This window comes from Streptomyces sp. NBC_00080 (assembly GCF_045041255.1).
GTDB lineage: Bacteria > Actinomycetota > Actinomycetes > Streptomycetales > Streptomycetaceae > Streptomyces > Streptomyces coriariae.
In genome coordinates this window covers 2,063,349-2,086,597 of record NZ_CP108235.1, presented here as the reverse complement: position 1 = coordinate 2,086,597, position 23,249 = coordinate 2,063,349, and the positions used below count along the sequence as shown (strand labels likewise).

The 23,249-nt window shown below is 71.2% G+C and carries 19 protein-coding genes; 16 read left to right on the top strand and 3 right to left on the bottom strand.

Annotation, left to right across the window (positions count from 1 at the left end; translation table 11 throughout):
• The first annotated feature begins 12 nt into the window (after positions 1-12).
• From OHU34_RS09255 to OHU34_RS09215, 9 genes are all read left to right on the top strand, one after another.
• On the top strand, positions 13-264 hold the full coding sequence (locus tag OHU34_RS09255) for a helix-turn-helix domain-containing protein (protein WP_020125510.1): 252 nt from the start codon (positions 13-15) through the stop codon (positions 262-264).
• Positions 265-404: 140 nt separating this feature from the next.
• Positions 405-1,898, top strand: a complete 1,494-nt coding sequence (locus tag OHU34_RS09250; protein WP_142266850.1) for a hypothetical protein — start codon at positions 405-407, stop codon at positions 1,896-1,898.
• Between the two features lie 180 nt (positions 1,899-2,078).
• Positions 2,079-2,921, top strand: a complete 843-nt coding sequence (locus tag OHU34_RS09245) for a nitrilase-related carbon-nitrogen hydrolase (protein WP_142266851.1) — start codon at positions 2,079-2,081, stop codon at positions 2,919-2,921.
• Entirely contained in the window at positions 2,918-4,201 is a 1,284-nt protein-coding gene (locus tag OHU34_RS09240) for an aspartate aminotransferase family protein (protein WP_405765786.1), read from the top strand. Before OHU34_RS09245 ends, OHU34_RS09240 begins: the two co-directional genes overlap by 4 nt.
• A gap of 29 nt (positions 4,202-4,230) precedes the next feature.
• A complete protein-coding gene (locus OHU34_RS09235; protein WP_405765783.1) occupies positions 4,231-5,814 on the top strand; it encodes a PucR family transcriptional regulator in 1,584 nt (527 codons plus the stop codon).
• Between the two features lie 181 nt (positions 5,815-5,995).
• Positions 5,996-6,838, top strand: a complete 843-nt coding sequence (locus OHU34_RS09230; RefSeq protein ID WP_054243088.1) for a nitrilase-related carbon-nitrogen hydrolase — start codon at positions 5,996-5,998, stop codon at positions 6,836-6,838.
• A 124-nt stretch (positions 6,839-6,962) separates the two neighbouring features.
• Positions 6,963-8,366 carry a dihydropyrimidinase gene (gene hydA, locus OHU34_RS09225; RefSeq protein ID WP_054243087.1) on the top strand — a complete coding sequence of 468 codons (1,404 nt, stop codon included), beginning with the start codon at positions 6,963-6,965 and terminating at the stop codon, positions 8,364-8,366.
• A gap of 11 nt (positions 8,367-8,377) precedes the next feature.
• The gene (locus OHU34_RS09220) at positions 8,378-9,397 is read left to right on the top strand and encodes a TIGR03842 family LLM class F420-dependent oxidoreductase (RefSeq protein ID WP_142266854.1); all 1,020 of its coding nucleotides are present in this window, start codon (positions 8,378-8,380) and stop codon (positions 9,395-9,397) included.
• A gap of 200 nt (positions 9,398-9,597) precedes the next feature.
• A complete protein-coding gene (locus OHU34_RS09215) occupies positions 9,598-11,136 on the top strand; it encodes an NCS1 family nucleobase:cation symporter-1 (protein ID WP_142266855.1) in 1,539 nt (512 codons plus the stop codon).
• A gap of 85 nt (positions 11,137-11,221) precedes the next feature.
• Here OHU34_RS09215 and OHU34_RS09210 read toward each other — a convergent pair whose 3' ends face one another.
• Positions 11,222-11,890, bottom strand: a complete 669-nt coding sequence (locus tag OHU34_RS09210) for a hypothetical protein (protein WP_230194258.1) — start codon at positions 11,888-11,890, stop codon at positions 11,222-11,224.
• A gap of 405 nt (positions 11,891-12,295) precedes the next feature.
• Between OHU34_RS09210 and OHU34_RS09205 the strand changes: the two genes are divergently transcribed.
• From OHU34_RS09205 to OHU34_RS09190, 4 genes are all read left to right on the top strand, one after another.
• Positions 12,296-14,122 (top strand): gamma-glutamyltransferase family protein, encoded by a 1,827-nt coding sequence (locus OHU34_RS09205; RefSeq protein WP_230194257.1) that lies wholly within the window; start codon positions 12,296-12,298, stop codon positions 14,120-14,122.
• A 174-nt stretch (positions 14,123-14,296) separates the two neighbouring features.
• The gene (locus tag OHU34_RS09200) at positions 14,297-15,154 is read left to right on the top strand and encodes an inositol monophosphatase family protein (RefSeq protein WP_142266858.1); all 858 of its coding nucleotides are present in this window, start codon (positions 14,297-14,299) and stop codon (positions 15,152-15,154) included.
• 277 nt (positions 15,155-15,431) lie between these two features.
• Positions 15,432-16,844 (top strand): NAD(P)/FAD-dependent oxidoreductase, encoded by a 1,413-nt coding sequence (locus tag OHU34_RS09195; RefSeq protein ID WP_230194256.1) that lies wholly within the window; start codon positions 15,432-15,434, stop codon positions 16,842-16,844.
• Positions 16,845-16,879: 35 nt separating this feature from the next.
• Positions 16,880-17,389 (top strand): O-acetyl-ADP-ribose deacetylase, encoded by a 510-nt coding sequence (locus tag OHU34_RS09190; protein WP_405765779.1) that lies wholly within the window; start codon positions 16,880-16,882, stop codon positions 17,387-17,389.
• A gap of 184 nt (positions 17,390-17,573) precedes the next feature.
• Here the strand turns inward: OHU34_RS09190 and OHU34_RS09185 are convergent, their stop codons facing one another.
• The gene (locus tag OHU34_RS09185) at positions 17,574-19,517 is read right to left on the bottom strand and encodes a M1 family aminopeptidase (RefSeq protein ID WP_405765777.1); all 1,944 of its coding nucleotides are present in this window, start codon (positions 19,515-19,517) and stop codon (positions 17,574-17,576) included.
• 497 nt (positions 19,518-20,014) lie between these two features.
• On the opposite strand from OHU34_RS09185, the gene OHU34_RS09180 reads away from it, so the two are divergent.
• The 3 genes from OHU34_RS09180 (at position 20,015) to OHU34_RS09170 (ending at position 22,499) form a co-directional block, all read left to right on the top strand.
• Positions 20,015-20,536, top strand: a complete 522-nt coding sequence (locus OHU34_RS09180; protein WP_230194250.1) for a hypothetical protein — start codon at positions 20,015-20,017, stop codon at positions 20,534-20,536.
• Positions 20,537-21,286: 750 nt separating this feature from the next.
• Entirely contained in the window at positions 21,287-21,619 is a 333-nt protein-coding gene (locus tag OHU34_RS09175; protein ID WP_020125526.1) for a MerR family transcriptional regulator, read from the top strand.
• An 85-nt stretch (positions 21,620-21,704) separates the two neighbouring features.
• Positions 21,705-22,499, top strand: a complete 795-nt coding sequence (locus OHU34_RS09170) for a hemolysin III family protein (protein ID WP_405765774.1) — start codon at positions 21,705-21,707, stop codon at positions 22,497-22,499.
• A 76-nt stretch (positions 22,500-22,575) separates the two neighbouring features.
• Here OHU34_RS09170 and OHU34_RS09165 read toward each other — a convergent pair whose 3' ends face one another.
• A complete protein-coding gene (locus OHU34_RS09165) occupies positions 22,576-22,923 on the bottom strand; it encodes a hypothetical protein (RefSeq protein ID WP_142266863.1) in 348 nt (115 codons plus the stop codon).
• Between the last annotated feature and the right edge of the window lie 326 nt (positions 22,924-23,249).

The following is a 23,249-nucleotide window of genomic DNA, read 5'->3' as shown; positions in this document are numbered from 1 at the left end:
TAGAATGGGTGCATGGTACGCACCCCCCTCACCCCCGAAGAGCGCGAACGCGGCGAACGACTCGGCCTGTTGCTGCGCGAGGCCCGCGGTGGCCGGAGCATGGCCGACATCGCGGCGAGCGCCGGCCTCTCCGCCGAGACCCTTCGCAAGATCGAGACCGGTCGCGCCCCGACGCCGGCGTTCTTCACCGTCGCCGCGCTCGCCCGCGTGCTCGGTCTCTCGATGGACGAGCTGGCGGGGCTGTGCGTGCCCGCCCCCGCGTGACACCCTGGGGTCGCTGTCCGCGCCCGTTCGGGACGCGCGCAGGTCGTCGCGTCGTTTTCGAAAACTGGCTGTAGCCGCGCTGTAACACGGTTGGTGTTTTCTACGAACCGGAGTGTTCCGGTCGGGGCGGGAGTCGAGCGATGGCTGTGGATCAACTCCCGGAACGGGTACGGGAGTTCGCGAGCTACCTGAACGGACTGCTGTCGCGCCTCGATCAGGGCGCCGGCTGGTGCGCCGTGTTCTGGCAACGCGATCCCGACGGCATGCAGGCCTGCCTCGACGGGCGCGAGGTGCCGCCCTGGGACGTGGTGGAGGCGGTGCTCCAGGACCTCGCCGCCGAGTACGGGACCGCGGTCGCCGCGCAGCAGGCGGAACGGGTCCGGCCCCTGCACGCCGCCGCCCTCGCCGCCCACGACGCCCGGCCCGGCGGCCGCGACGCCCTCGGGGACCGGCTCGACGTGATGCTCCGTGAACAGCGTTACGCCGCCGAACGGCTGACCGAGCTGGGCCGCAGGCTCCCGTCCGCGGCCACCCACGAGCAGGCGGAGGCCATCCGTCTCGACCTCGCCTGGGCCCACGACGACCATGAACGGGCCACCGCACGGTGCGCCGAACTCCGCTACCGGATGGCGGAGTCGGACCTGCTGCCGTCGGCGGGCGCGGCCTCCGGGCCCGCCCCGCACACCGTCGCCGCGGACCCCGCCCACGAGGCGGCAGCCGGGTACGACGCGCCTGCCGGATACGACGTCCCCGCCGGGTACGGTGCCGCCGGGTCCGTGGCCGGAGCGCCGGTCGACACGTACGAGGCCGAGGCCGCGGCGCCGGTGGCCGAAGCCCCCGCCTCCCGGCCGGCTCCCGACGAGGGCCAGCCCGCCCCTGCCCCGGCCGTCGTCCCCAAACAGCGCAAGCGCCGCCGCGGCAGCGCCCGTTTCGCCGGTATGGCCGAGGAAGAGGACGCCGCCTCCCTCGCCGTGCCGCCCGCCGCCGAACCGGTGGCGCCCGCGCCCGCCCCGACCGGGCGCCGCACCCCGCGCGGCGCCCGCTTCGCCGGGGCCGCCACCGAGAAGACCGAGCGGTCCGAGCCGCGGCGCGAGCCGCTGGACACGGCGGCCCGGCGGGAGACCGTCGAGACGGTCGAACGGCTGGTACGTCTGCGCGGCGAAGGCCGCAGCGGGGAGGCGCACGCCCTGCTCGTGGAACTCGCCTACTGGCCGGCCGCCCGCATCCCGCTGCTCGCGGCCGAACTCCGGCGCGCCGGGCTCACCGCCGACTGGACCACCCTGCTGTGGGAGGCCGCCTCCCTCCCCGCCGACCGGCTCGTCGCCGCGGCCGACGCGCTGGTCGCGGTGGGGCGCACGGCGGACGGCGAGCAGATTCTGCGCCAGGGCGTCGCCCGGCCGGCCACCGAGATCGGGCAGGCCGTCCTGGGACTGGTCGAGGAGGGCCGGCGGCGCGAGGTCGGCGCGCTGCTCGACGCCTATGTGCGGGTCCGCACCCCCGAGGAGGCCGCGCGCAGCGTCGCCCCGGCCCCGGAGACCCTCGTCCCCCTGGTGCTGGCGGCCGCCCGGACGGTCTCGGAGGAACGCCACTGGGACCTGGTGCACGCCCTCAGGGTCGCCGGCTTCACCGCCTGACCCGGGCCACGCCCTTACGCCGTACGCCCGGCGACTCACCCACCGGAGTGTGAAACGCGATCGACTCGGCGGGTTAACGACGATGGTCTTGGCAAGCCCGTCCCGGAGGCTTACGTTCGTCCCTCTACGACCTTCGTCTACGGGCGTAGAGGCTCTGACGTCCCGTCGAAGGAGCAGCTCATGGCCAACGTCGTACGTGCCGCACTGGTCCAGGCCACCTGGACCGGCGACACCGAGTCCATGGTGGCGAAACACGAGGAGCACGCCCGCGAGGCGGCCCGCCGGGGCGCGAAGATCATCGGGTTCCAGGAGGTCTTCAACGCTCCCTACTTCTGTCAGGTCCAGGAGCCGGAGCACTACCGTTGGGCGGAACAGGTCCCCGACGGGCCGACCGTGCGTCGTATGCAGGAGCTCGCCCGCGAGACCGGCATGGTCGTCGTCGTGCCGGTCTTCGAGGTCGAGCAGTCCGGTTTCTACTACAACACCGCCGCCGTGATCGACGCCGACGGCTCGTACCTCGGCAAGTACCGGAAACACCACATCCCGCAGGTAAAGGGTTTCTGGGAGAAGTACTACTTCAAGCCCGGCAACCTCGGCTGGCCCGTCTTCGACACGGCCGTCGGCAAGGTGGGCGTCTACATCTGCTACGACCGGCACTTCCCGGAGGGCTGGCGGCAACTCGGTCTCAACGGCGCCCAGTTGGTCTACAACCCGTCCGCGACCCACCGCGGTCTCTCCGCCCACCTCTGGCAGCTGGAGCAGCCCGCGGCCGCCGTCGCCAACGAGTACTTCGTCGCCGCGATCAACCGGGTCGGCGTCGAGGAGTACGGGGACAACGATTTCTACGGGACGTCGTACTTCGTCGACCCGCGCGGGAAGTTCGTCGGCGAGGTCGCGAGCGACAAGGACGAGGAACTCGTGGTCCGCGACCTCGACCTCGACCTGGTCGAGGAGGTCCGGCAGCAGTGGGCCTTCTACCGCGACCGCCGTCCCGACGCCTACGACGGGCTGGTGCAGCCGTGAGCGAGCTCCACGCCCGTCACCGGAAGGTCCTGCCGGACTGGCTCGCCCTCTACTACGAGGACCCGCTGGAGATCACCCACGGCGAGGGCCGTCACGTCTGGGACGCCGAGGGCAACAAGTACCTGGACTTCTTCGGCGGCATCCTCACCACCATGACCGCGCACGCGCTGCCCGAGGTCACCAAGGCGGTGAGCGAGCAGGCCGGGCGGATCATCCACTCGTCCACGCTCTACCTCAACCGGCCCATGGTCGAACTCGCCGAGCGCATCGCCCACGTCAGCGGCATCCCCGACGCCCGCGTCTTCTTCACCACCTCGGGCACCGAGGCCAACGACACGGCACTGCTGCTCGCCACCACCCACCGGCGCAGCAACACGATTCTCGCGATGCGCAACAGTTACCACGGCCGTTCCTTCAGCGCGGTCGGCATCACCGGCAACCGCGGCTGGTCGCCGACCTCGCTGTCCCCGCTCCAGACGCTCTACGTGCACGGTGGGGTACGCGGACGCGGCCCGTTCGCCGGTCTCGGCGACGCCGAGTTCATCGAGGCCTGCGTCGAGGACCTGAAGGACCTGCTCGGTCACACCCGCCCGCCCGCGGCCCTGATCGCCGAGCCCATCCAGGGGGTCGGCGGGTTCACCTCGCCGCCGGACGGACTGTATGCGGCATTCCGTGAAGTGCTGAACGCATACGGGATCCTGTGGATCGCCGACGAGGTACAGACCGGCTGGGGCCGCACCGGCGAGCACTTCTGGGGCTGGCAGGCGCACGGCCGCAGCGGACCGCCGGACATCGTCACCTTCGCCAAGGGCATCGGCAACGGCATGTCCATCGGCGGTGTCATCGCCCGCTCCGAGATCATGAACTGCCTGGACGCCAACAGCATCTCCACCTTCGGCGGCACCCAGGTCACCATGGCGGCGGGCCTCGCCAATCTCTCCTACCTGCTGGAACACGACCTCCAGGGCAACGCCCGGCGCGTCGGCGGCCTGCTCATCGAGCGGCTGCGGGCCGTCGCCGCCCAGGACCCCGGGGTACGGGAGGTGCGCGGGCGCGGGCTGATGATCGGCGTCGAGCTCACGAAACCCGGCACCGACCTGGCGGACCCGGACCGGGCGGCCGCCGTGCTGGAGGCGGCCCGCGCCGACGGGCTGCTGATCGGCAAGGGCGGCGGCCACGACACCAGCGCCTTGCGGATCGCCCCGCCGCTGTCCCTCACGGTCGCGGAGGCCGAGGAGGGCGCCGCGATCCTCGAAGGCGCCCTGAGGAGCACGCGGTAGCGCAGGCCTGAGCAAGGGAACGCAACGCCATGACCATCACCCTGGAGCCCTGGGGGCCCGTAGAGCCCCTGGAACCCGCCCTGTCGGTCCGTCAGGTACTGGCCCTGGAAAGGGTGCTGGCCGGGGAGCCCGAGGTGGTGGCCGGCGCGGGCCAGCTCGACCGGCCGGTGCGCTGGGTGCACGTCGCCGAGGCCGCGGACGTCGGCGTGATGCTCAGCGGCGGGGAGATGGTCCTCACCACCGGAGTGCTGCTCGCCGGCGACGAGAACGCGCAGACCGAGTACATCCGGTCGCTGCACCGCGCCGAGGCCGCCGCCGTGGTGCTGGGACTGGGACGGGCGTTCCCCGCCCCGCCGGACGTGATGCGGCGCGCCGCCGAGCGGTGCGGGCTCCCGATGATCGTGCTGCACCGGCCCTTCCCCTTCGCCGAGTTGACGGAGGTGGTCCAGTCCCGGCTGGTCCAGCGGAAGTTCGCCGCCGTCAGCCTGTCGGAGGCCGTACGGACCGCCCTGACCGGTCTGATCACCGCGGGCGCCCCGCTTCAGCTGCTGCTCGACGAGGTCGCTCAGCACGCCGCCTGTCCCGTGGTCCTCACCAACCTCGCCCACCGGGTGCTGGCGACGGCGGGGGAGCGGTCGGCGGTCGACGACGTGCTGCGGGACTGGGAGCGCATCGCCCGCCAGGCCGGCGGCAGCGAGGGCGACGGCTGGATCCGCGCCGAGCTGGGCGGACGCGGCGAGCGGTGGGGACAGATCATGCTCTGCGGCCACCGAGGCGACACCGCCGGCGGACGGCTCCTCGCCGACCGGGCCGCCGAGGCCCTCGTCCTGCACCGCATGCTCGGCGGCACCTCCGCCCACACCTGGGAGGAACAGTCCGCGCAGAGCCTGCTCACCGACCTGGTCTCCGGTGTCGTGCCGGCCAGGCAACTGCTGCCCCGGGCCCGGGCGGCCGGGCTCCCCGTCAACCGGCGCACCTTCGTCCCCCTGGTCGTCCGTGACGGCGACCCCGCCCAACTGGAGCGCATGTTGCGCCTGTTGGGCATGACCGGGTTGGTCGCCGAACTAGCCGACGGGGCCACCGCCGTGCTGCTCAGCCTCGCCCGCGACCAGGACGCCCAGGCGCTCACCGCGCACTTCGCCGCCCGGCTGCGGACCGAGTCGGGGGAGAGCCGTACGGTCGTCGCGGCGGCCGCCCCGCGCATCGTCTGGGACGACGTGTCCGCCGGGCTGCGCGAGGCCCAGCATGTCGCGGACGCCGTGGCCGACTCCTCGGCCGCCCTCGACCTCCCGGCCGTCGTCCGCCTCAAGGACGTCCATCTGCGCGGCCTGGTCCGGCTGCTGCGGGACGACCCGCGTGTGCAGTCCTTCGCCGAGCGGGAGCTGGACGGGCTGCTGTGCGCGGCCGGGGACGACCTGCTCGCCGTCCTGCGGACGTATCTGGCCACCGGCCGCAACAAGTCCCGCACCGCCCAGCTCCACCACGTCTCGCGGCCCGCGCTGTACCGCCGGCTGGAGGCGATAGAGGGACGGCTGGGCGTGGACCTCGACGACTTCGAACAAGCCGCCTCGGTGCACATCGCGCTTCTCGCGCACGACGCGCAACAGGGCTGACCGCAGACGGTCGGCAACAGCCAGGAAACATGGAACGACCAGGGAAAACGGTGGTGAAACATGGGTCCGGAAAGACGTGACACGGTGGCACGCCGGACGCCCGCAGGCGTGACACCGTGCAACTCAAAGCAGGCTCGCCGGCTTCCTAGGCTCCTCGTACACCGAGCGACCGGAGGTCCCGATGAGCAGAGTGATCCGTGCCGCCGTCTTCCAGACGGCCTGGACCGGCGACAAGGAATCGATGATCCAGGTCCACGAGCAGGCGGTCCGCGACGCGGCCGCGCAGGGTGCTCAGGTCCTGTGTTTCCAGGAGCTGTTCTACGGACCGTACTTCTGCCAGGTCCAGGACCCGCAGTTCTACGAGTACGCCGAGCAGATCCCCGACGGCCCGATCGTCAAGCGTTTCCAGGCGCTCGCCAAGGAGCACGGCATCGTCCTGGTGCTGCCGATGTACGAGGAGGAGCAGCCGGGCGTCCTCTACAACACCGCCGCCGTGATCGACGCGGACGGCTCGTACCTCGGCAAGTACCGCAAGCACCACATCCCGCAGGTAAAGGGTTTCTGGGAGAAGTTCTACTTCCGCCCCGGGAACGTGGGCTGGCCCGTCTTCGAGACGGCCGTCGGCAAGGTGGGCGTCTACATCTGCTACGACCGCCACTTCCCGGAGGGCTGGCGCGCGCTGGGGCTGGAGGGCGCCGAGATCGTCTTCAACCCGTCGGCGACCTCGCGTGGTCTGTCCGCGTACCTGTGGCAGCTGGAGCAGCCGGCGGCGGCCGTCGCCAACGAGTACTTCGTCGGCGCGATCAACCGGGTCGGTGTCGAGGAACTCGGCGACAACGACTTCTACGGGACCTCGTACTTCGTGGACCCGGAGGCCCAGTTCGTCGGCGAGGTGGCGAGCGACAAGGAGAGCGAACTCGTCGTCCGCGACCTCGACATGGCCAAGCTGCGCGAGGTCCGCGACCGCTGGCAGTTCTACCGGGACCGTCGCCCGGAGGCCTACGGCCCGCTGACCGCACCGTAAGACCCGAGGGCCCCGCGTCCCCGTCCGGGGCGCGGGGCAGCGTCCGTGTGCGGCTCCGCCGCGGGGCGCGACCGGCCTCGAACCACCCGCACGTCACGACCACAACCCAGCGGAGCGTCCACGCATGAGCACCCGTACCGTCATCCGCGGCGGCCTCGTCGTCACCGCGTCCGACGAGATCCACGCCGACGTCCTGATCGAGGACGGCCGTATCGCCGCCCTCGCCGCCTCCGGTACCACGGCCGCCGAGGCCTGGACCGCCGAGAGGGTCATCGACGCCACCGGGAAGTACGTGATCCCGGGCGGAGTCGACGTCCACACCCACATGGAGCTGCCGTTCGGCGGCACCTTCGCCTCCGACACCTTCGAGACCGGCACCCGGGCGGCCGCCTGGGGCGGCACGACGACCATCGTCGACTTCGCCGTGCAGAGCGTCGGACGCAGCCTGCGCGACGGGCTGGACGCCTGGCACGCGAAGGCCGAGGGCAACTGCGCCATCGACTACGGCTTCCACATGATCGTCTCCGACGTGAACCAGGACACGCTGAAGGAGATGGACCTGCTGGTGGAGGAGGGCGTCACCTCCTTCAAGCAGTTCATGGCCTACCCCGGCGTCTTCTACAGCGACGACGGTCAGATCCTGCGCGCCATGCAGCGCTCCGCCGAGAACGGCGGACTGATCATGATGCACGCGGAAAACGGTATCGCCATCGACGTCCTGGTCGAGCAGGCGCTGGCCCGCGGCGAGACGGATCCGAGGTACCACGGCGAGGTCCGCAAGGCCCTCCTCGAGGCCGAGGCCACCCACCGCGCCATCAAGCTCGCGCAGGTCGCGGGTGCTCCGCTGTACGTGGTGCATGTATCGGCGATGGAAGCGGTTGCGGAACTGGCCCGGGCGCGCGACGAGGGGCTCAACGTCTTCGGCGAGACCTGCCCGCAGTACCTGTTCCTGTCGACGGACAACCTCGCGGAACCCGATTTCGAGGGCTCGAAGTACGTGTGCTCGACCCCGCTGCGGCCCAAGGAGCACCAGGCCAAGCTGTGGCAGGGCCTGCGGACCAACGACCTCCAGGTCGTCTCCACCGACCACTGCCCCTTCTGCTTCGTGGGCCAGAAGGAGCTCGGCCGGGGCGACTTCTCGAAGATCCCCAACGGTCTGCCGGGGGTCGAGAACCGGATGGACCTGCTGCACCAGGCCGTCGTCGACGGGCACATCAGCCGCCGCCGCTGGATCGAGATCGCCTGCGCCACCCCGGCCCGCATGTTCGGCATGTACCCCAAGAAGGGCACCATCGCCCCGGGCGCCGACGCCGACGTCGTGATCTACGACCCGCACGCCGAGCAGATCATCTCCGCGGACACGCACCACATGAACGTCGACTACTCGGCGTACGAGGGCAAGCGGCTCACCGGCCGCGTCGAGACGGTCCTGTCGCGGGGCGAACTCGTCATCACCGAGCGGGAGTACACCGGACACGCCGGTCACGGCGCCTACACCCCGCGCTCTACCTGTCAGTACCTCAACTAGGAGCAGCGCACATGGACTTCGGACTCGTCCTGCAGACCGACCCGCCGGCCTCGAAGGTCGTCGAGCTGATGAAGCGCGCAGAGGGCAACGGCTTCACGTACGGCTGGACCTTCGACTCCGCCGTGCTCTGGCAGGAACCGTTTGTGATCTACAGCCAGATCCTGGCGAACACCAGCCGGCTGACGGTGGGCCCGATGGTGACCAACCCGGGCACCCGCACCTGGGAGGTCACCGCCTCCACCTTCGCCACCCTCAACGACATGTTCGGCAACCGCACCGTGTGCGGCATCGGCCGCGGCGACTCCGCGATGCGCGTCGCGGGCCGCGCCCCGAACACCCTCGCCCGGATCAGTGCGGCCATGAAGGTCATCAGGGCGCTCGGCTCGGGCCAGGAGGCGGACCTCGGCGGCACGGTCGTCAAGTTCCCGTGGATCAAGGAGGACGCCCAACTCCCCGTATGGATGGCCGCGTACGGTCCCAAGGCGCTGAAGATGACCGGCGAGGAGGCCGACGGCTTCATCCTCCAGCTCGCCGACCTCTACCTCACCGAGTACATGGTGAAGGCCGTCAAGGACGCCGCCGTCGCCGCCGGCCGTGACCCCGCCGAGGTGAAGATCTGCGTCGCCGCCCCGGCATACGTCACCGAGGACGACTCGCCCGAGGCGCTCGCCCACGCGCGTGAGCAGTGCCGCTGGTTCGGTGGGATGGTCGGCAACCACGTCGCCGACCTCGTGTCCAAGTACGGCGAGCACTCCGCCGCCGTACCGGACGAACTGACCGACTACATCAAGTCCCGTGAGGGGTACGACTACTCGCACCACGGGCGGGCCGACAATCCCGACACCGCGTTCGTGCCCGACGAGATCGTCGATCGGTTCTGCATCGTCGGACCGGTCGAGAAGCACATCGAGAAGCTCGAGGCGCTGCGTGCGCTGGGCGTGGACCAGTTCGCCGTCTACGACATGCACGACGCCCAGGAGGCCACCATCGACGCCTACGGGGCGAGGGTGATCCCGGCCGTCAACGGCTGACCGCGCACCGACCGCCGTACGGTGCACCGACCGTCGCGAGACGCACGGAGCGCCGTACGGCGTCGCAGAACCGCAAACCGCAGAAACCGCTCGACTCCCCATCCCCCCACTCCAGTTCTCCCCTCCCCCGACGTCCCGGAGGAGGGGGCCGGAGCCCGCACGGCCTTTCCGGATCCGCCCCTCGTTTGATTGGCCTGCCCATGACCGACACCGCTCCCACGGCCATACCGCCGACTTCTCAAGTCACCCTTGCCGACGGCCGGGTGGAGATCGCCCCTGGTTCGCCGCAGCCCAGCGGCCCCTACGCCAACGAGGACCTGCTTCCGGTCCCCGTGGAGAAGCGCACCTGGACCACGTACAACTTCTCCGCGCTGTGGGTCGGCATGGCCCACAACACGGCGTCGTGGACGCTCGCCTCCGGTCTGATCGCCGTCGGCATGGACTGGAAGCAGGCGGTGCTCACCATCGCCCTGGCCAACGTCATCGTGCTGGTCCCGATGCTGCTCACCGGGCACGCGGGGCCGAAGTACGGGATCCCGTTCCCGGTCTTCGCCCGCGCCTCCTTCGGCATCCGCGGCGCCAACCTGCCCGCCGTCGTGCGGGCGTTGGTGGCCTGCGGCTGGTTCGGTATCCAGACCTGGATCGGCGGTGAGGCGATCTACTTCCTCGCCGGGAAACTGATCGGGAACGGCTGGAGCGACGCCGGTGAGATCGGCGGCTACGCCTGGACGATGTGGCTGTCGTTCGCGATCTTCTGGGCGATCCAGGTCGCGATCATCTACCGGGGCATGGAGACGATCCGTCGCTTCGAGAACTGGGCGGCGCCCTTCGTCCTGGTCGGCGCGCTGGTGATGCTGATCTGGATGAGCAACAAGGCAGGCGGTTTCGGCCCGTTGCTCGACCAGCCGTCCAAGCTGGGCTGGGGCGCCGACTTCTGGAAGCTGTTCTGGCCGTCCCTGATGGGCATGATCGGTTTCTGGTCGACGCTGTCGCTGAACATCCCGGACTTCACACGGTACGGAAAGTCGCAGAAAGCGCAGACCTGGGGACAGGCGCTCGGACTGCCCACCACCATGACGCTGTTCGCGCTGCTGTCGGTGATGGTCACCTCCGGTTCGCAGGCGGTGTACGGCGAGACGATCTGGGATCCGGTACAGCTCGCCGCCAAGACCGACAACGTCTTCGGTCTGCTGTTCGCGCTGGTGACGGTGCTGGTGGCGACCCTGTCCGTGAACGTCGCGGCCAACCTGGTCTCGCCGGCCTTCGACTTCTCCAACATCGCGCCCCGGAAGATCAGTTTCCGTACCGGCGCCCTCGCCACCTGTGTCCTCGGGGTGCTGATCTTCCCGTGGAAGCTGTACTCCGACCCGCAGGGCTACATCTTCACCTGGCTCGGACTGGTCGGCGGTCTGCTGGGCACGGTCGCCGGCATCCTCATCGCCGACTACTGGATCCTGCGCCGCGGCAAGCTCGACCTGGCCGATCTGTACCGCACGGGCGGCCGTTACTGGTACGACGGCGGCTGGAACTGGCGGGCCGTGGTGGCCTTCGTGACCGGCGGAGTGCTCGCCGTCGGCGGCGCCAGCTTCAAGCCGCTGGTCGACGGACGGCCGATCCCGGCGCTGGAATCCCTCGCCGACTACGGCTGGGCGGTCGGGCTCGGCACCTCGATGGTGCTGTACCTGGCCCTGATGCTGCTGGTGCCCGCACGGCGGGAAGAGCACGCGGACGCCGTCTGACGTGTGACGCGGGAACGGCCGGAGGGGCGAGTGTGCTCTTCCGGCCGTGGCGTGTCCCGGTCCGTGCGGCAGCCGGCGGGAGCGCTCAGCTCTTCCGGCCGTTCGACAGGGCGGCCACCACTTCCTTCGCGGCCTTGATCGCACCCTTGTTGATCTCGTCGGTGCTGGGCGCCTTCTTCGTCTCGAAGTCGCTGCCGTTGTAGTTGACGATCACCAGCGCGTTGGACACCCGGGCGATGACGACGCCCTCACGGGTCTGCTGCTTGTCCTCGGTCGTGAGGTTCACCACCGAATAGGCCTCGTTGCCGAGCCCCGGGACCGCGCCGCCGCCGCTTTTCTCGCCGGTCCGCTCCTTGTACGACGTCTGTGCCGCGTCGTCCGACTCCGTGATCTCGAAGGAGACGTCGAGCCACCGGTAGTCGTAACCCTTGAGCGCGTTCCAGGAGCAGGTCCGGCGCAGATCGGTGTCCGTGGAGGGGATCTCCTTGCCCGCCGTCTTGGCACCCGGCACGAGTGCGGTGACCGTCTTCGCGGCGATGCTGGTGCACGGGGCGGGCGCGGCTGCGTACGTCTTGGACACGGCCGTGGAGGAGGGGCCGGACGCCTTCTCGGACTGGGTCTTCCGCGTGTCCTTGGCCGCGGTGTCCTGCTTTTCGGTGAGCGGGCCGGACGACATCGCCCAGCCTGCGCAGGCGAGCACGACCACGGGGGTCAGGCGCGCGGTGAGGGCGAGCGGCAGTGGGAGTGAGCGCACGGCGCACTTTCGTGGGGGACGGTGCGGACGGAGTCCGCAGTGCGGACAGTGGACGCCAGTGTCACACGACTCCCTGTGGGGCGGAAGTGTGAACTCGCTCCGTGGCTGCGCGGTGACGAAGGGGCCCGGCCCAACCGGGACATCACGGCCCTTCATGAGACATCTTCACGAGACTCCTTCACGAGATGCCTTCGAGCGACACCCTCATGCGACACCTTCTTGTGGCCGTCTCGTACGGCGGTCTTGCACGACCCCCTCGTACGGCTTCGGCACGCGGGTTCCTCAAGCGGCCCCCTCGTGGGGCCTCTTCGTGGTGCCTCTTCACGGGGCATGGGACGGGTGCGGGTGCCCGGCGAGTGGGTACGTACGATCCCGGGAACGGCCGCAGCGCAGTGAGGAGCCCCCGTGTTCACCACCCGCCCCACCCTCCAGGGCACCTTCGGCATGGTGTCGTCCACGCACTGGCTGGCCTCGCAGTCGGCGATGGCCGTCCTCGAGGGCGGCGGCAACGCCTGTGACGCCGCCGTGGCCGGGGCCTTCGTGCTGCACGTCGTCGAACCGCATCTCAACGGGCCCGCGGGCGAGGTGCCCATCCTGCTCGCCCCGGCCGGCGGCGAGGTGCGCGTGCTGTGCGGGCAGGGAGTGGCGCCCGCGGGCGCGACCGTCGCCCACTACCGGGCACTCGGCCTGGACCTCGTCCCCGGCACCGGACCGCTGGCCGCTGCCGTGCCCGGCGCGTTCGACGCCTGGATGCTCCTCCTGCGCGACCACGGCACCAAGTCCCTCGACGAGGTGCTGAAGTACGCCATCGGGTACGCCGAACACGGGCACGCGCCCGTGGAGAACGTCGGCGCGACCGTAGAGACGGTACGGGAGCTCTTCGAGACGGAGTGGACCTCGTCGGCGGAGGTGTACCTGCCGGGCGGGAGGCCGCCGCGTCCGGGCGCGTTGCTGCGCAACCCCGCCCTCGCCGACACCTGGAGGCGACTGCTCGCCGAGACCGCCGGGGCGGGCGACCGGGAGGCGCGGATCGAGGCCGCGCGAGAGGTGTGGCGGACCGGGTTCGTCGCCGAGGCCCTCGTCCGGCAGGCGGCCCGGCCCACCCTGGACACCAGCGGGGAGCGCCACACCGGCACGCTCACGGCGCCCGATCTCGCCGCCTGGTCCGCCTCCTACGAGGCGCCGGCGACGTACGACTGGAACGGCTGGACGGTGTGCAAGGCCGGGCCCTGGAGCCAGGGCCCGGCCCTCCTCCAGCAACTCGCCCTGCTCCCGCCGGAGCTGCCCGGGTACGGCTCCGCCGACTACGTCCATCTCCTGATCGAGGGCTGCAAGCTCGCCATGGCCGACCGCGAGGCCTGGTACGGCGACGCGGCCGAGGTCCCGCTGGGCGAGCTGCTCGCCGCCGGCTACAACGCGGAGCGGCGGCGGCTGATCGGCGACAAGGCGTCGTACGAGCTGCGGCCCGGCAGCCCCGGCGGCCGGACCCCGCGGCTGAGCACGCACGCGTACGTGGTCGCCACCGACGACCCCGCCTTCAACCCCATGGGCGCAGGCGAGCCGACGGTCGCCAAGCGCACGACGTCCCCCGTGCCGGGCGAACCCGAGGTGGGCGCAGAGGGGGCCACCCGGGGCGACACCTGCCACCTCGACGTCGTCGACCGCTGGGGCAACATGGTCGCCGCCACGCCCAGCGGCGGCTGGCTGCAGTCCAACCCGGTCGTGCCCGAGCTGGGCTTCCCGCTCGGTACCCGGCTCCAGATGACCTGGCTGGAGGAGGGTCTGCCGAACTCGCTGACGCCCGGCCGCCGCCCCCGCACCACCCTCACCCCCTCGATCGCGCTGCGCGACGGGGTGCCGGTGCTGGCGTTCGGCACACCCGGTGGCGACCAGCAGGACCAGTGGCAGCTGCACTTCCTGCTGGCGGTCGCGTTGCGCGCGCGGGTGCGCGGCGGTCTCGACCTCCAGGGCGCGATCGACGCCCCGAACTGGCACAACGACGCCTTCCCCGGTTCCTTCTACCCGCGAGGCATGCGGCCGGGCAGCGTCACCGTGGAGTCCCGGATGCCGGCCGGGGTGGTGGAGGAGCTGCGGCGACGCGGCCACGACGTGACCCTGGGCGACCCGTGGTCCGAGGGCCGGCTGTGCGCGGTCGCCCGCGACCCGGAGACCGGGATCCTGCTCGCGGCCGCGAACCCGCGCGGGATGCAGGGATACGCGGTGGGTCGCTGACGCCGGGCGCGGCTCGGGTCGTCGGTACGCGCGTGGGGCGGGTCGCTCACGCGCGCGTGCGGGGCGTCGCTCACGCGGGGGAGCGGAGGGAGGCGTTCCTGTTCTTCATCCCGATTCCACCCGGGATGCACCGGGCAGGCGGGGATTGTCAGTGGGGCGTGCTCTCATGGAGGCATGATCGAAGACACGGAAACCATCGACGAGTTTCTCGCCCGCCACTCCGCCGACGTGGAGGAAGCGGTCCGCAAGGCCGCCGCGGCCGAGATCATGCCCCGCTTCCGGCAGCTCGGCGCGCACGAGGTCGACCAGAAGAGCGGACCGCACGATCTGGTGACGGACGCCGACCGCAATGCGGAGCTCTACCTCACACGGGCCCTCGGCGACCTGCTGCCCGGCTCGGTCGTCGTCGGCGAGGAGGCCGTGCACGCCAACCCGGCCACGTACGAGGCGATACAGGGCGACGCGCCGGTCTGGATCGTCGACCCCGTCGACGGAACACGGCAGTTCGTGCACGGCGACGACGGCTTCTGCACCCTCGTCGCGCTCGTCCGGCACGGCGTTCTGCTCGCCTCCTGGACCTACGCCCCGGCCCGCGACCAGCTGGCCACGGCCGTCCGCGGCGGCGGCGCCTTCCTGGACGGCGAGCGACTGTTCGCCGGCCCGCCCGAGCCGGGCCGCGACCTGGTGGTGGCCACCTCCCACCCCGACTACACGACCGACGAACAGAAGAGTGCCCTGCTGGGGGTCTGGACGGACGGGGTCGCACCGCGCGCGTGCGGATCGGCCGGGCTCGAGTATCTCGCCATAGCCCGGGGTGAGTTGGACGCCACGGCATTCTCCTGGGAGGCGGCCTGGGACCACGCGGCCGGCCTGCTGCTGGTGGAGGAGGCGGGTGGCGCCCATCTCACCCTGGACGGCGGCCCGTTCCGGGTCACGGGCGGCAACTCCCTGCCCTTCACGGCCGCCCGGGACGCGGCGACGGCCCGTCGCGTGGCGGGACTGCTGGCGGGAGCCGGGCCCCGGTCGAGGTGAGGCGGGCCGCGAGGCTCACGTCGGGGAACGCGACGGGACCGCAGCCGCTCCGGCCGGGCGCGAGCGGGTCACTGCCGCGTCGAGAGACCCTGGGCCGGGTCCGGCGGCCGACGCACGGGACCCTCCGGCGGACCCCCCGGGGACGGTTCGATCAAGGCATGCGGGGAGGTTTCGAGGCCCCGCGCCGCAGGTGTTGTCGTACCCCCGGCATATCCTGATTGCGGGGGCCACCGGTCTACGGAGGTCACCGGCTGACGAAGGGGTCGAAGTGCCGTCGATGCTCGATGCGGTCGTGGTGGGAGCGGGGCCCAACGGGCTGACCGCGGCGGTGGAGCTGGCCAGGCGTGGCTTCTCCGTGGCGCTCTTCGAGGCGCGGGACACCGTGGGCGGAGGAGCCCGCACCGAGGAGCTCACCCTGCCGGGCTTCCACCACGACCCGTGTTCCGCCGCGCACCCCCTCGGCATCAACTCACCCGCGTTCCGCGCACTGCCCCTGGAGCGCTACGGCCTGGAGTGGCTGCACGCCGAGCTGCCCATGGCCCACCCCTTCCCCGACGGCGGTGCCGCGGTGCTGTCGAGGTCGGTCGCGGAGACGGCCGCCTCCTTCGGGCCGCGCGACGCGGGCACGTACCGCCGGCTGGTCGAGCCCTTCCTGCCCAAGTGGGACACCCTGGCCCGTGACTTCATGTCACTGCCGCTGACCGCGCTGCCGCGCGACCCGGTCACGCTGGCCCGTTTCGGCCTGGTCGGCCTGCCGCCGTCCAGCTGGCTCACCCGCCGCTTCCACGACGAGCGGGCCAAGACCCTCTTCGCCGGACTCGTCGGGCATGTCATGGCCCCGCTGAGCGGCTTCGCCACCGGCGCCATCGGTCTGGTCTTCGCCCTCGCCGCGCACGCCCGCGGCTGGCCGGTGGCCCGCGGCGGCTCCCAGTCGATCTCGGACGCCCTCGCCGCCTACCTCAAGGACCTCGGCGGCAGCATCCACACCGACTACGAGGTCAAGCGCCTCGACGACCTGCCGCCGGCCCGTGCCTACGTCTTCGACACCTCGCCCACGGCGCTCGGCCGCATCGCCGGCTTCGGCAACTACTACGAGGGCTACCGCTACGGACCCGGCGTCTTCAAGATCGACTACGCGCTCGACGGTCCGGTCCCGTGGACCGCGAAGGAGGCCCGCGCCGCCGGCACCGTGCAGATCGGCGCGGACAGCGCGGAGATCGGCGCCGCCCTCAGAGCGGTCTCCCGGGAGGGCCGGGCACCCGACCGGCCGTTCATGATCACGGTGCAGCCCAGCGTCGTCGACCCCGGCCGGGCCCCGGCCGGCCGGCATGTCTTCTGGGCGTACGGCCATGTGCCCAGCGGCTGGACCGGCGACCTCACCGACGCCATGGAACGCCAACTGGAGCGCTTCGCACCCGGGTTCCGCGATCGCGTCCTCGCCCGGGTGACCGCGGGCCCCGCCGAGCTCGCCGCCCGCAACGCCAACTACGTGGGCGGGGACATCGCCTCCGGAGCCGTCTCCGGGCTCCAGATCCTGCTGCGGCCCAAGCTGACGCCGTTCCCGTACGCCACTCCGCACCCGGCCGTCTTCATCTGCTCCTCGGCCACCCCGCCCGGCCCGGGCGTGCACGGCATGTCGGGTCACAACGCGGCGAAGGCCGTATGGCGGAGGCTGCGACAGCAAAGATGACCGGCCGTCCGTCGAGTGTCGGTATAAACGCAGGCATGACCACGATCACGCTCGTCCAGGGCGACATCACCCGGCAGTCCGTGGACGCCGTCGTCAACGCGGCCAACTCCTCGCTGCTCGGCGGCGGTGGCGTCGACGGAGCCATTCACCGCCGGGGCGGCCCCGCGATCCTCGCCGACTGCCGACGGCTGCGCGCCTCGCAGTACGGCAAGGGCCTGCCCACCGGCCGGGCGGTGGCCACGACCGCGGGGGAACTGGACGCCCGCTGGGTGATCCACACGGTGGGCCCCGTGTACCAGGTCTCCGGCGGCGACCCCGATCTGCTGGCCTCCTGCTACCGCGCATCCCTGGAGGTCGCGGACGAGCTGGGCGCGCGTACCGTCGCGTTCCCGGCCGTCTCCACCGGGGCGTACGGCTGGCCGATGGCGGATGCCGCCCGCATCGCGGTCGACGCGGTGCGCGCGGCGGAGACGGCGGTCGAGGAGGTGCGGTTCGTGCTGTTCGACGAGCAGGCGTACCAGGTGTTCGCCGAGCTCATCGGCTGATCCGCTGGCCCGCTGACCGGGTGGCCCGCTGACCGGATGGCCGGAAGCCGAAGCCGGAAGCCGGAAGCTCGGGGACCGGGGACCGGGGTTCGGCGCCGGCGGCCGGCAACGGTTCCGCGGGGGCGCCGGACGGCGCCCCCGCGGAACCGGTGGCCGGTGAAGAGGGCCGGTGGCCCGGGCCGGGTCAGCCCTCGATGCGGTGGGTGGTCCAGAACGACGTCAGGTCCGTCGTCGTGGCGGCCTGGGCGGCTGCCTTGAACTCGGCCGTGGTCGAGACGCCGTACCAGTGCGAAGTGGCGTAGTCCTTCAGCAGTTTGGTCATCGCGGTGTCGCCGATGAGCCGCCGCAGGTCGTGCAGGGCGCACTTGCCGTAGCCGTAGACGACGGTGGAGTACCGGGATGAGTGGGTGTCCCAGTAGGCCATCGAGTTGGTGATCTTCTCGGCCGACGAGGCCCACGAGACACTGCTCCAGCAGCTGGTGCCCGTCTTGCCCAGCGCCAGGTCGGTGGCGTAGTCGGTGAACGACTCGTCGAGCCATGGGGTGTTGTACTCGTCGTCGCCGACGATCCCGTACCACCACTGGTGGCCGATCTCATGGGTCAGTGCCGTGGTGCTGACCAGGTCGAGGACGAAGCCGGGGTACTCCATGCCGCCGAACCAGAAGTTGTTGTCGATGACGGCGTCCAACTCGCCGTACGGATAGGCGCCGAAGCGGGCGGCGTGCGCGTCCACGGCGGTCCTGGCGGTGGTGAGCATCGACTGGGCGTTGGCCGAGCTGATGCCCGTGACGGAGTAGACGTTGATCGGGGTCCCGGCGGTCGAGGTGCCGGAGATCTTGGTGAACGGACCGGCCGCCCAGGCGAAGTCACGGACCTTGGTGGCGGTGGCCGTGGTGACGGTGCGGCCGCTGGTGCCGGCGGCGTCGACCGAGGCGCCGGTGGCCGGCACCAGGAGGGTGGTCGGATGGTCGAGGGTCACCTTGAAGTCCGCGGCCAGCGAATAGAACGACTCGCCGTTGTTCGTGTACGGGTCCAGGTGCCAGCCCGCGCCGTCCTTCACCGCCAGCAGGGGCAGCGCGTTGCCGATGAAGCTGAACGCCCCGTCGTAGCCGAACCGGTCGGCGCCGCTGGGCACGGTGATGCCCAGGTCGAAGCCGACTGTGGCGCTCTGCCCCTGGGTGAGGGGACTGGCGAGGGTGATCTGGAGGGCCGTGCAGCCCACCGACAGGGCGCCCGCGGTGCCGCCGGTGACGTTGCTGACCGCGATCGGCATCGATGTGCAGGTGCCGTGGTAGTTGTCCCAGAGCCGCAGATACACCTCGCTGAGCGCGGTCGCGGAGGCGTTGGTGAAGGTCGCGCTCTCGTGACCGGTCCAGACCGTGCCGGCCGTGTTGCTGGTCAGGCTGACGGTGTACGACGGTGCCGCCGGGGTGCGGGTGGCACCGGCGGGCGGAGCGGTGTCGCCGGAGGTGTTGAGCGCGAGGTCGTCGAGGACGAAGCTCGACTGGAGGCTGGAGTCCTCGGTGCCGGTGAAGGCGAGGCTCACGGTCTGGCCCACGAACGCCGACACGTCGAACGACTTCTGGACGTAGCCGGTGTTCCTGTCCAGGTTCGAGTACGTGGCCAGTGTCGTCGTGCCGATCTTGGCCGTCAGCTTGTCGTACGCGGTGGACGAGGTCGTCTCGGCCGTGTCGATGTGCAGCCAGAACGTGAGGGTGGCGGCGGCGCACCCGGACGGGATCGTGACGCTCTGCGAAAGCGTGTCGGTGTGGGTGCTGCCCACACCGTCCAGCCAGGCGAAGGCGGTGCCGCCGTGGGCACTCTGCCCGGTGCGGCTGGTGATCACACTGGTGGAGGACTGGGTCCAGGGCGAGGTGCCGCTCTCGAAGCCACCGTTGGTGATCACCTGGGCCGGGGTGCAGGCGTCGGCCGCGGCAGCCGCCTTCGCGGGGGCGACAGCCGCGCTCCCGGGCTCGGCGACGCCGGCGGAGGGGGTGCCGGGCGCGGCCGCGACCGAGGCGGCCCGCTCCGGCGTGGCTGTCGCGGGCGTGGCGGGGAGCGAGACGGCGGCCAGCGCGGCGAGGGTGAGCGCGCTCGCGGCGACGGCCTTGCGGGGGGTGGGTCTCACACGTGGCTCCTTTGCGGCGGCCGGGATTCCGGCCTGCTCGGTGGCTGTCCCTGACGGCGTGGGTGTACCGGAGGGCGGTGCGCGACGGCTGCCGGAAGCCTGACAGATTTGACGCGGCCATGCCATCAGGCACGGGTAAAGGTCTCCACCCCGGAACCGGACCCGGCGCCCCCGCTCGCAGCCTCCGGGGATTCCCGTGTGCCGCCTTGCGGGGTGCGCTTCGCGTGCCCCGGGGGATGGTGCATCGGCCCCGCGCCATAGCCGTTGAACCCATCCGTCGGGGCGCGCTCGGCCCCGTCCGGCGCGATCCGTGCCCGCGTCCGGCATGCGATCCACGGCCGCCACCGGCGCTTCCCCGTGACCGGCACGTCGCCGTGACCGGCACGTCGCCGTGACCGGCACGTCGCCGTGATCGGGTCAACGGCCGTAGGAGTCGGCCCGGATGTGAAGGAGGGGGAAGTTTTGAACGTGTTCAATTGTGGGCGTACGCTACCGCCATGAGCGACCGAGCCGCCCTGGTGAAGGGCATCCGTGCATGGTTGGGCTTCTTCGTCGTCTGTCTGGTGCTCAGCGGGGCCACCGCCTTCCCGCTGGTGCACGAACTGCGTTGGGTCGAGGGGCTGTTGGGCCACCTGTCCGTCCCCGAACATCTGCCCGGCCTCATGGAATGGATCGAGCGAGTCCGGCGCGGGCTCGACACCGCCGACGCCGACTACCCCTTCCTCCTCTACGGGACGGACTGGCTGGCGTTCGCCCATCTCGTCATCGCCGTCGCCTTCTACGGCCCCTACCGCGACCCCGTCCGCAATGTCTGGGTCGTCGAATTCTCGATGATCGCCTGCGCCGGGATCATCCCGCTCGCGCTGACCTGCGGACCGCTCCGGGGGATTCCCTTCTGGTGGAGCGTGATCGACATGTCGTTCGGGGTGTTCGGGGTGATTCCGCTGTACGTGGTGCGGCAGAAGATCAAGCGGTTGGAGTCGATGGGCGTCGGCGATCCGGCACCGGCTGTTGCCTGAGCGCGGCCGTCGGCGACGGTGCCCGCCCGAGAGAGGGTGGCCGGCTGGGAGGAGGTGGCCGGCGTGCAGCGTCGGTCCCTGCCGTCGAAGAGTGGCTCGGGACCGGACCTCACCATCCGGCGCACGAAAATCTATGCCGACGAGAGTAGACATTGGTCGGTGACGTGGTTATGGTTTCTCTCGTAGCCCAGAGAGACAGCAGGACCGGCAGACACGAACTGCCGGGCAGCAGTACCGCAGTTGCAGTACGCAGGACGGTGCGGTGGTGGAGTTCCGAAGCCAGGGTTGTTGCAGGACGGCGACGGGGCTGACGGCCGGACCGGGGGGCCCGCAGTGATCAGGGGCCGCCATGAGCAGCACCGCAGTGTCAGTACCCGGCAGCGAAGTCGGTGAGCGGTACCTCGGTGAAGGCGTCGGCTGCGGGCGCGCGCACCGGGAGTTTCGGCAGTATCGGCAGTACGCAGTGCCCCGTTTGGCAAGCAGTTGATCAACCAGGGAAGAACGGAGGAGCCGAACGCCATCAGGATCGCCCGGGCGTAAGTCTTGAGCCCGGGTACCGCAGGACATCGACAGTGAGGTGGTCTCCGGTCAAGCAACCGCGATCCCGGCACGCCCGACTGCATTCCGGTCGGGTCTGCGGAAACAGAAGGCCGGCGCAGTAGAAGGGCCGGCGGATGGTGTAGCAGTTCCTTCGGGCCCTGGCGCCGTACGGTGCCAGGGCCCCTCTACGCGTTCCACAGAGAGGTGCAAGTGACAGCAGACGACTCCTACGACCGTCTCGACGACGATGACTACCCCGCCTACACCATGGGCCGGGCCGCCGAGATGCTCGGCACCACGCAGGGCTTCCTCCGCGCCATCGGCGAAGCCCGCCTCATCACCCCGCTCCGCTCCGAGGGCGGACACCGCCGCTACTCCCGCTACCAGTTGCGGATCGCCGCCCGCGCCCGGGAACTCGTCGACCACGGGACTCCCATCGAGGCCGCCTGCCGCATCATCATCCTCGAAGACCAACTCGAAGAAGCCCAGCGCATCAACGCCGAGTACCGCCGCGCCGCCTCCGGGCACACGGCCGGCATCTGACCCGCAGCAGCCAGCAGCACGTACCCCCACAGTCCCCAGCGACGCGCCAGGCCGCACTGATCAGCCGATTTGAGAATACGAGCGCATGATCGCCGAAGATGCTCAACCGCCGTTCCACGGACGGGAATCCCAGCCCGGCCCCGAAGCCCCGCCCGACGTCCCGCTCGCCCCGGCGGTTGACGCGCCTGCCGGTACAGCCGGCCGGCTGACTGCCTCCGTCGGTCTGGAGGGCACGGTGGAGCGCGCGGCGGCCGCGCTGAAGCCCAGGATGCGCGGGTGGCTGCACGCCGGCGTGTTCCCCCTGGCGCTGGTCGGCGGGATCGTCCTGATCGCCGTCTCGGGCTCGGCGGCGGCGGTGGCGGCCTGCTCGGTGTACGCGCTGTCGGCCTGCCTGCTGTTCGGTACCAGCGCGGTCTACCACCGCGGCACGTGGGGCCCGCGCGGGGAGGCGGTCCTGCGGCGGCTGGACCACGCGAACATCTTCCTGATCATCGCCGGCACCTACACCCCGCTGGCGGTACTGCTGCTGCCCGCGAGTCAGCAGCGGGTGCTGCTGGCCGCGGTGTGGGCAGGCGCTCTGGTCGGCATCGCCTTCCGCGTCCTGTGGATCGGCGCTCCCCGCTGGCTGTACACCCCGTGCTACATCGCCCTCGGCTGGGTGGCCGTCTTCTACCTGCCGGACTTCGCCCGCGCCGGCGGCATCGCGGTAGTCGTACTCGTCATCGCCGGCGGCCTGCTCTACACGGCGGGCGCCGTCGTCTACGGACTCAAACGCCCCGACCCCTCACCGGCCTGGTTCGGCTTCCACGAGGTCTTCCACGCCCTGACCATCGCCGCCTTCACCGCGCATTACACGGCCATCCTCCTGGCAGCCACATGACCGCGTCGACGGCGGGCCACGGCCGCTGTTTCCCGGGATCTACGGGACCTTGCCGTTCGTAGCCCCGCACGGTTGGTCACGCGTGGCTGAGGATGACGAGCAGCGCGGTGCCCTCCGCGAGGATCTGGGCGGTGAGTGCCGCCCGCCGCACCCGCACGGCCGGGGCGGCCACGGCGACGAGGAAGACCACAGCGCCGACGCCCGCACTCCATGCGAACAACCAGCCGGGCAGACCGGGGGTGCACCGCTCGCCGTACGTCAGACACCGTCCCGCCCTTTCCGAGGCCAGCGTCAGCACGCCGGTCACCACGGCTGCCGGTACGAAGAGGAGGGCGGCCACGGCGGCCCACCGCCGTGTGCGGTCCTTCGGTGACGCCGACTGGACGGGGGGAGCGGGGACGGCGGCGGAGGTGGATGCGTTCATGCCTCCATCCCATCCGGGCGGCCGAAGCCGCACAGCCGTCCGGCTACTCAGATCCCGGGTGCCGCGTACTCAGGCGGCAGGTGGACCGTCGCCGCCCGCGTGCCGGCCGGACGAGCGCCTCGGCTCGACACACAGCGAGCGGTGCACTCTTCCCACTCCGGTCCAGGACCTCGCTCAGCCTGCGTCGACGCCTTCCGCCGTCTCGGGTCCGCCGCTCGAGGACATCCGTAGGGGTGGGGCGAGTGGCGCCCGCCTGAGGTGTGTCGGGAAGGCTCATGGCGCCAGATGATCGAAGACCGCCGTCCTCTGGCGAACGCGCGTAGAGG

What these genes read in the sequence shown, in the direction of transcription:
- OHU34_RS09255 (WP_020125510.1), top strand. Translation starts at nt 13, where the DNA reads ATGGTACGCACCCCCCTCACCCCCGAAGAGCGCGAACGCGGCGAACGA.
- OHU34_RS09250 (WP_142266850.1), top strand. Translation starts at nt 405, where the DNA reads ATGGCTGTGGATCAACTCCCGGAACGGGTACGGGAGTTCGCGAGCTAC.
- OHU34_RS09245 (WP_142266851.1), top strand. Translation starts at nt 2,079, where the DNA reads ATGGCCAACGTCGTACGTGCCGCACTGGTCCAGGCCACCTGGACCGGC.
- OHU34_RS09235 (WP_405765783.1), top strand. Translation starts at nt 4,231, where the DNA reads ATGACCATCACCCTGGAGCCCTGGGGGCCCGTAGAGCCCCTGGAACCC.
- OHU34_RS09230 (WP_054243088.1), top strand. Translation starts at nt 5,996, where the DNA reads ATGAGCAGAGTGATCCGTGCCGCCGTCTTCCAGACGGCCTGGACCGGC.
- hydA (WP_054243087.1), top strand. Translation starts at nt 6,963, where the DNA reads ATGAGCACCCGTACCGTCATCCGCGGCGGCCTCGTCGTCACCGCGTCC.
- OHU34_RS09220 (WP_142266854.1), top strand. Translation starts at nt 8,378, where the DNA reads ATGGACTTCGGACTCGTCCTGCAGACCGACCCGCCGGCCTCGAAGGTC.
- OHU34_RS09215 (WP_142266855.1), top strand. Translation starts at nt 9,598, where the DNA reads ATGACCGACACCGCTCCCACGGCCATACCGCCGACTTCTCAAGTCACC.
- OHU34_RS09200 (WP_142266858.1), top strand. Translation starts at nt 14,297, where the DNA reads ATGATCGAAGACACGGAAACCATCGACGAGTTTCTCGCCCGCCACTCC.
- OHU34_RS09195 (WP_230194256.1), top strand. Translation starts at nt 15,432, where the DNA reads ATGCTCGATGCGGTCGTGGTGGGAGCGGGGCCCAACGGGCTGACCGCG.
- OHU34_RS09190 (WP_405765779.1), top strand. Translation starts at nt 16,880, where the DNA reads ATGACCACGATCACGCTCGTCCAGGGCGACATCACCCGGCAGTCCGTG.
- OHU34_RS09180 (WP_230194250.1), top strand. Translation starts at nt 20,015, where the DNA reads ATGAGCGACCGAGCCGCCCTGGTGAAGGGCATCCGTGCATGGTTGGGC.
- OHU34_RS09170 (WP_405765774.1), top strand. Translation starts at nt 21,705, where the DNA reads ATGATCGCCGAAGATGCTCAACCGCCGTTCCACGGACGGGAATCCCAG.
- OHU34_RS09165 (WP_142266863.1), bottom strand. Translation starts at nt 22,923, where the DNA reads ATGAACGCATCCACCTCCGCCGCCGTCCCCGCTCCCCCCGTCCAGTCG.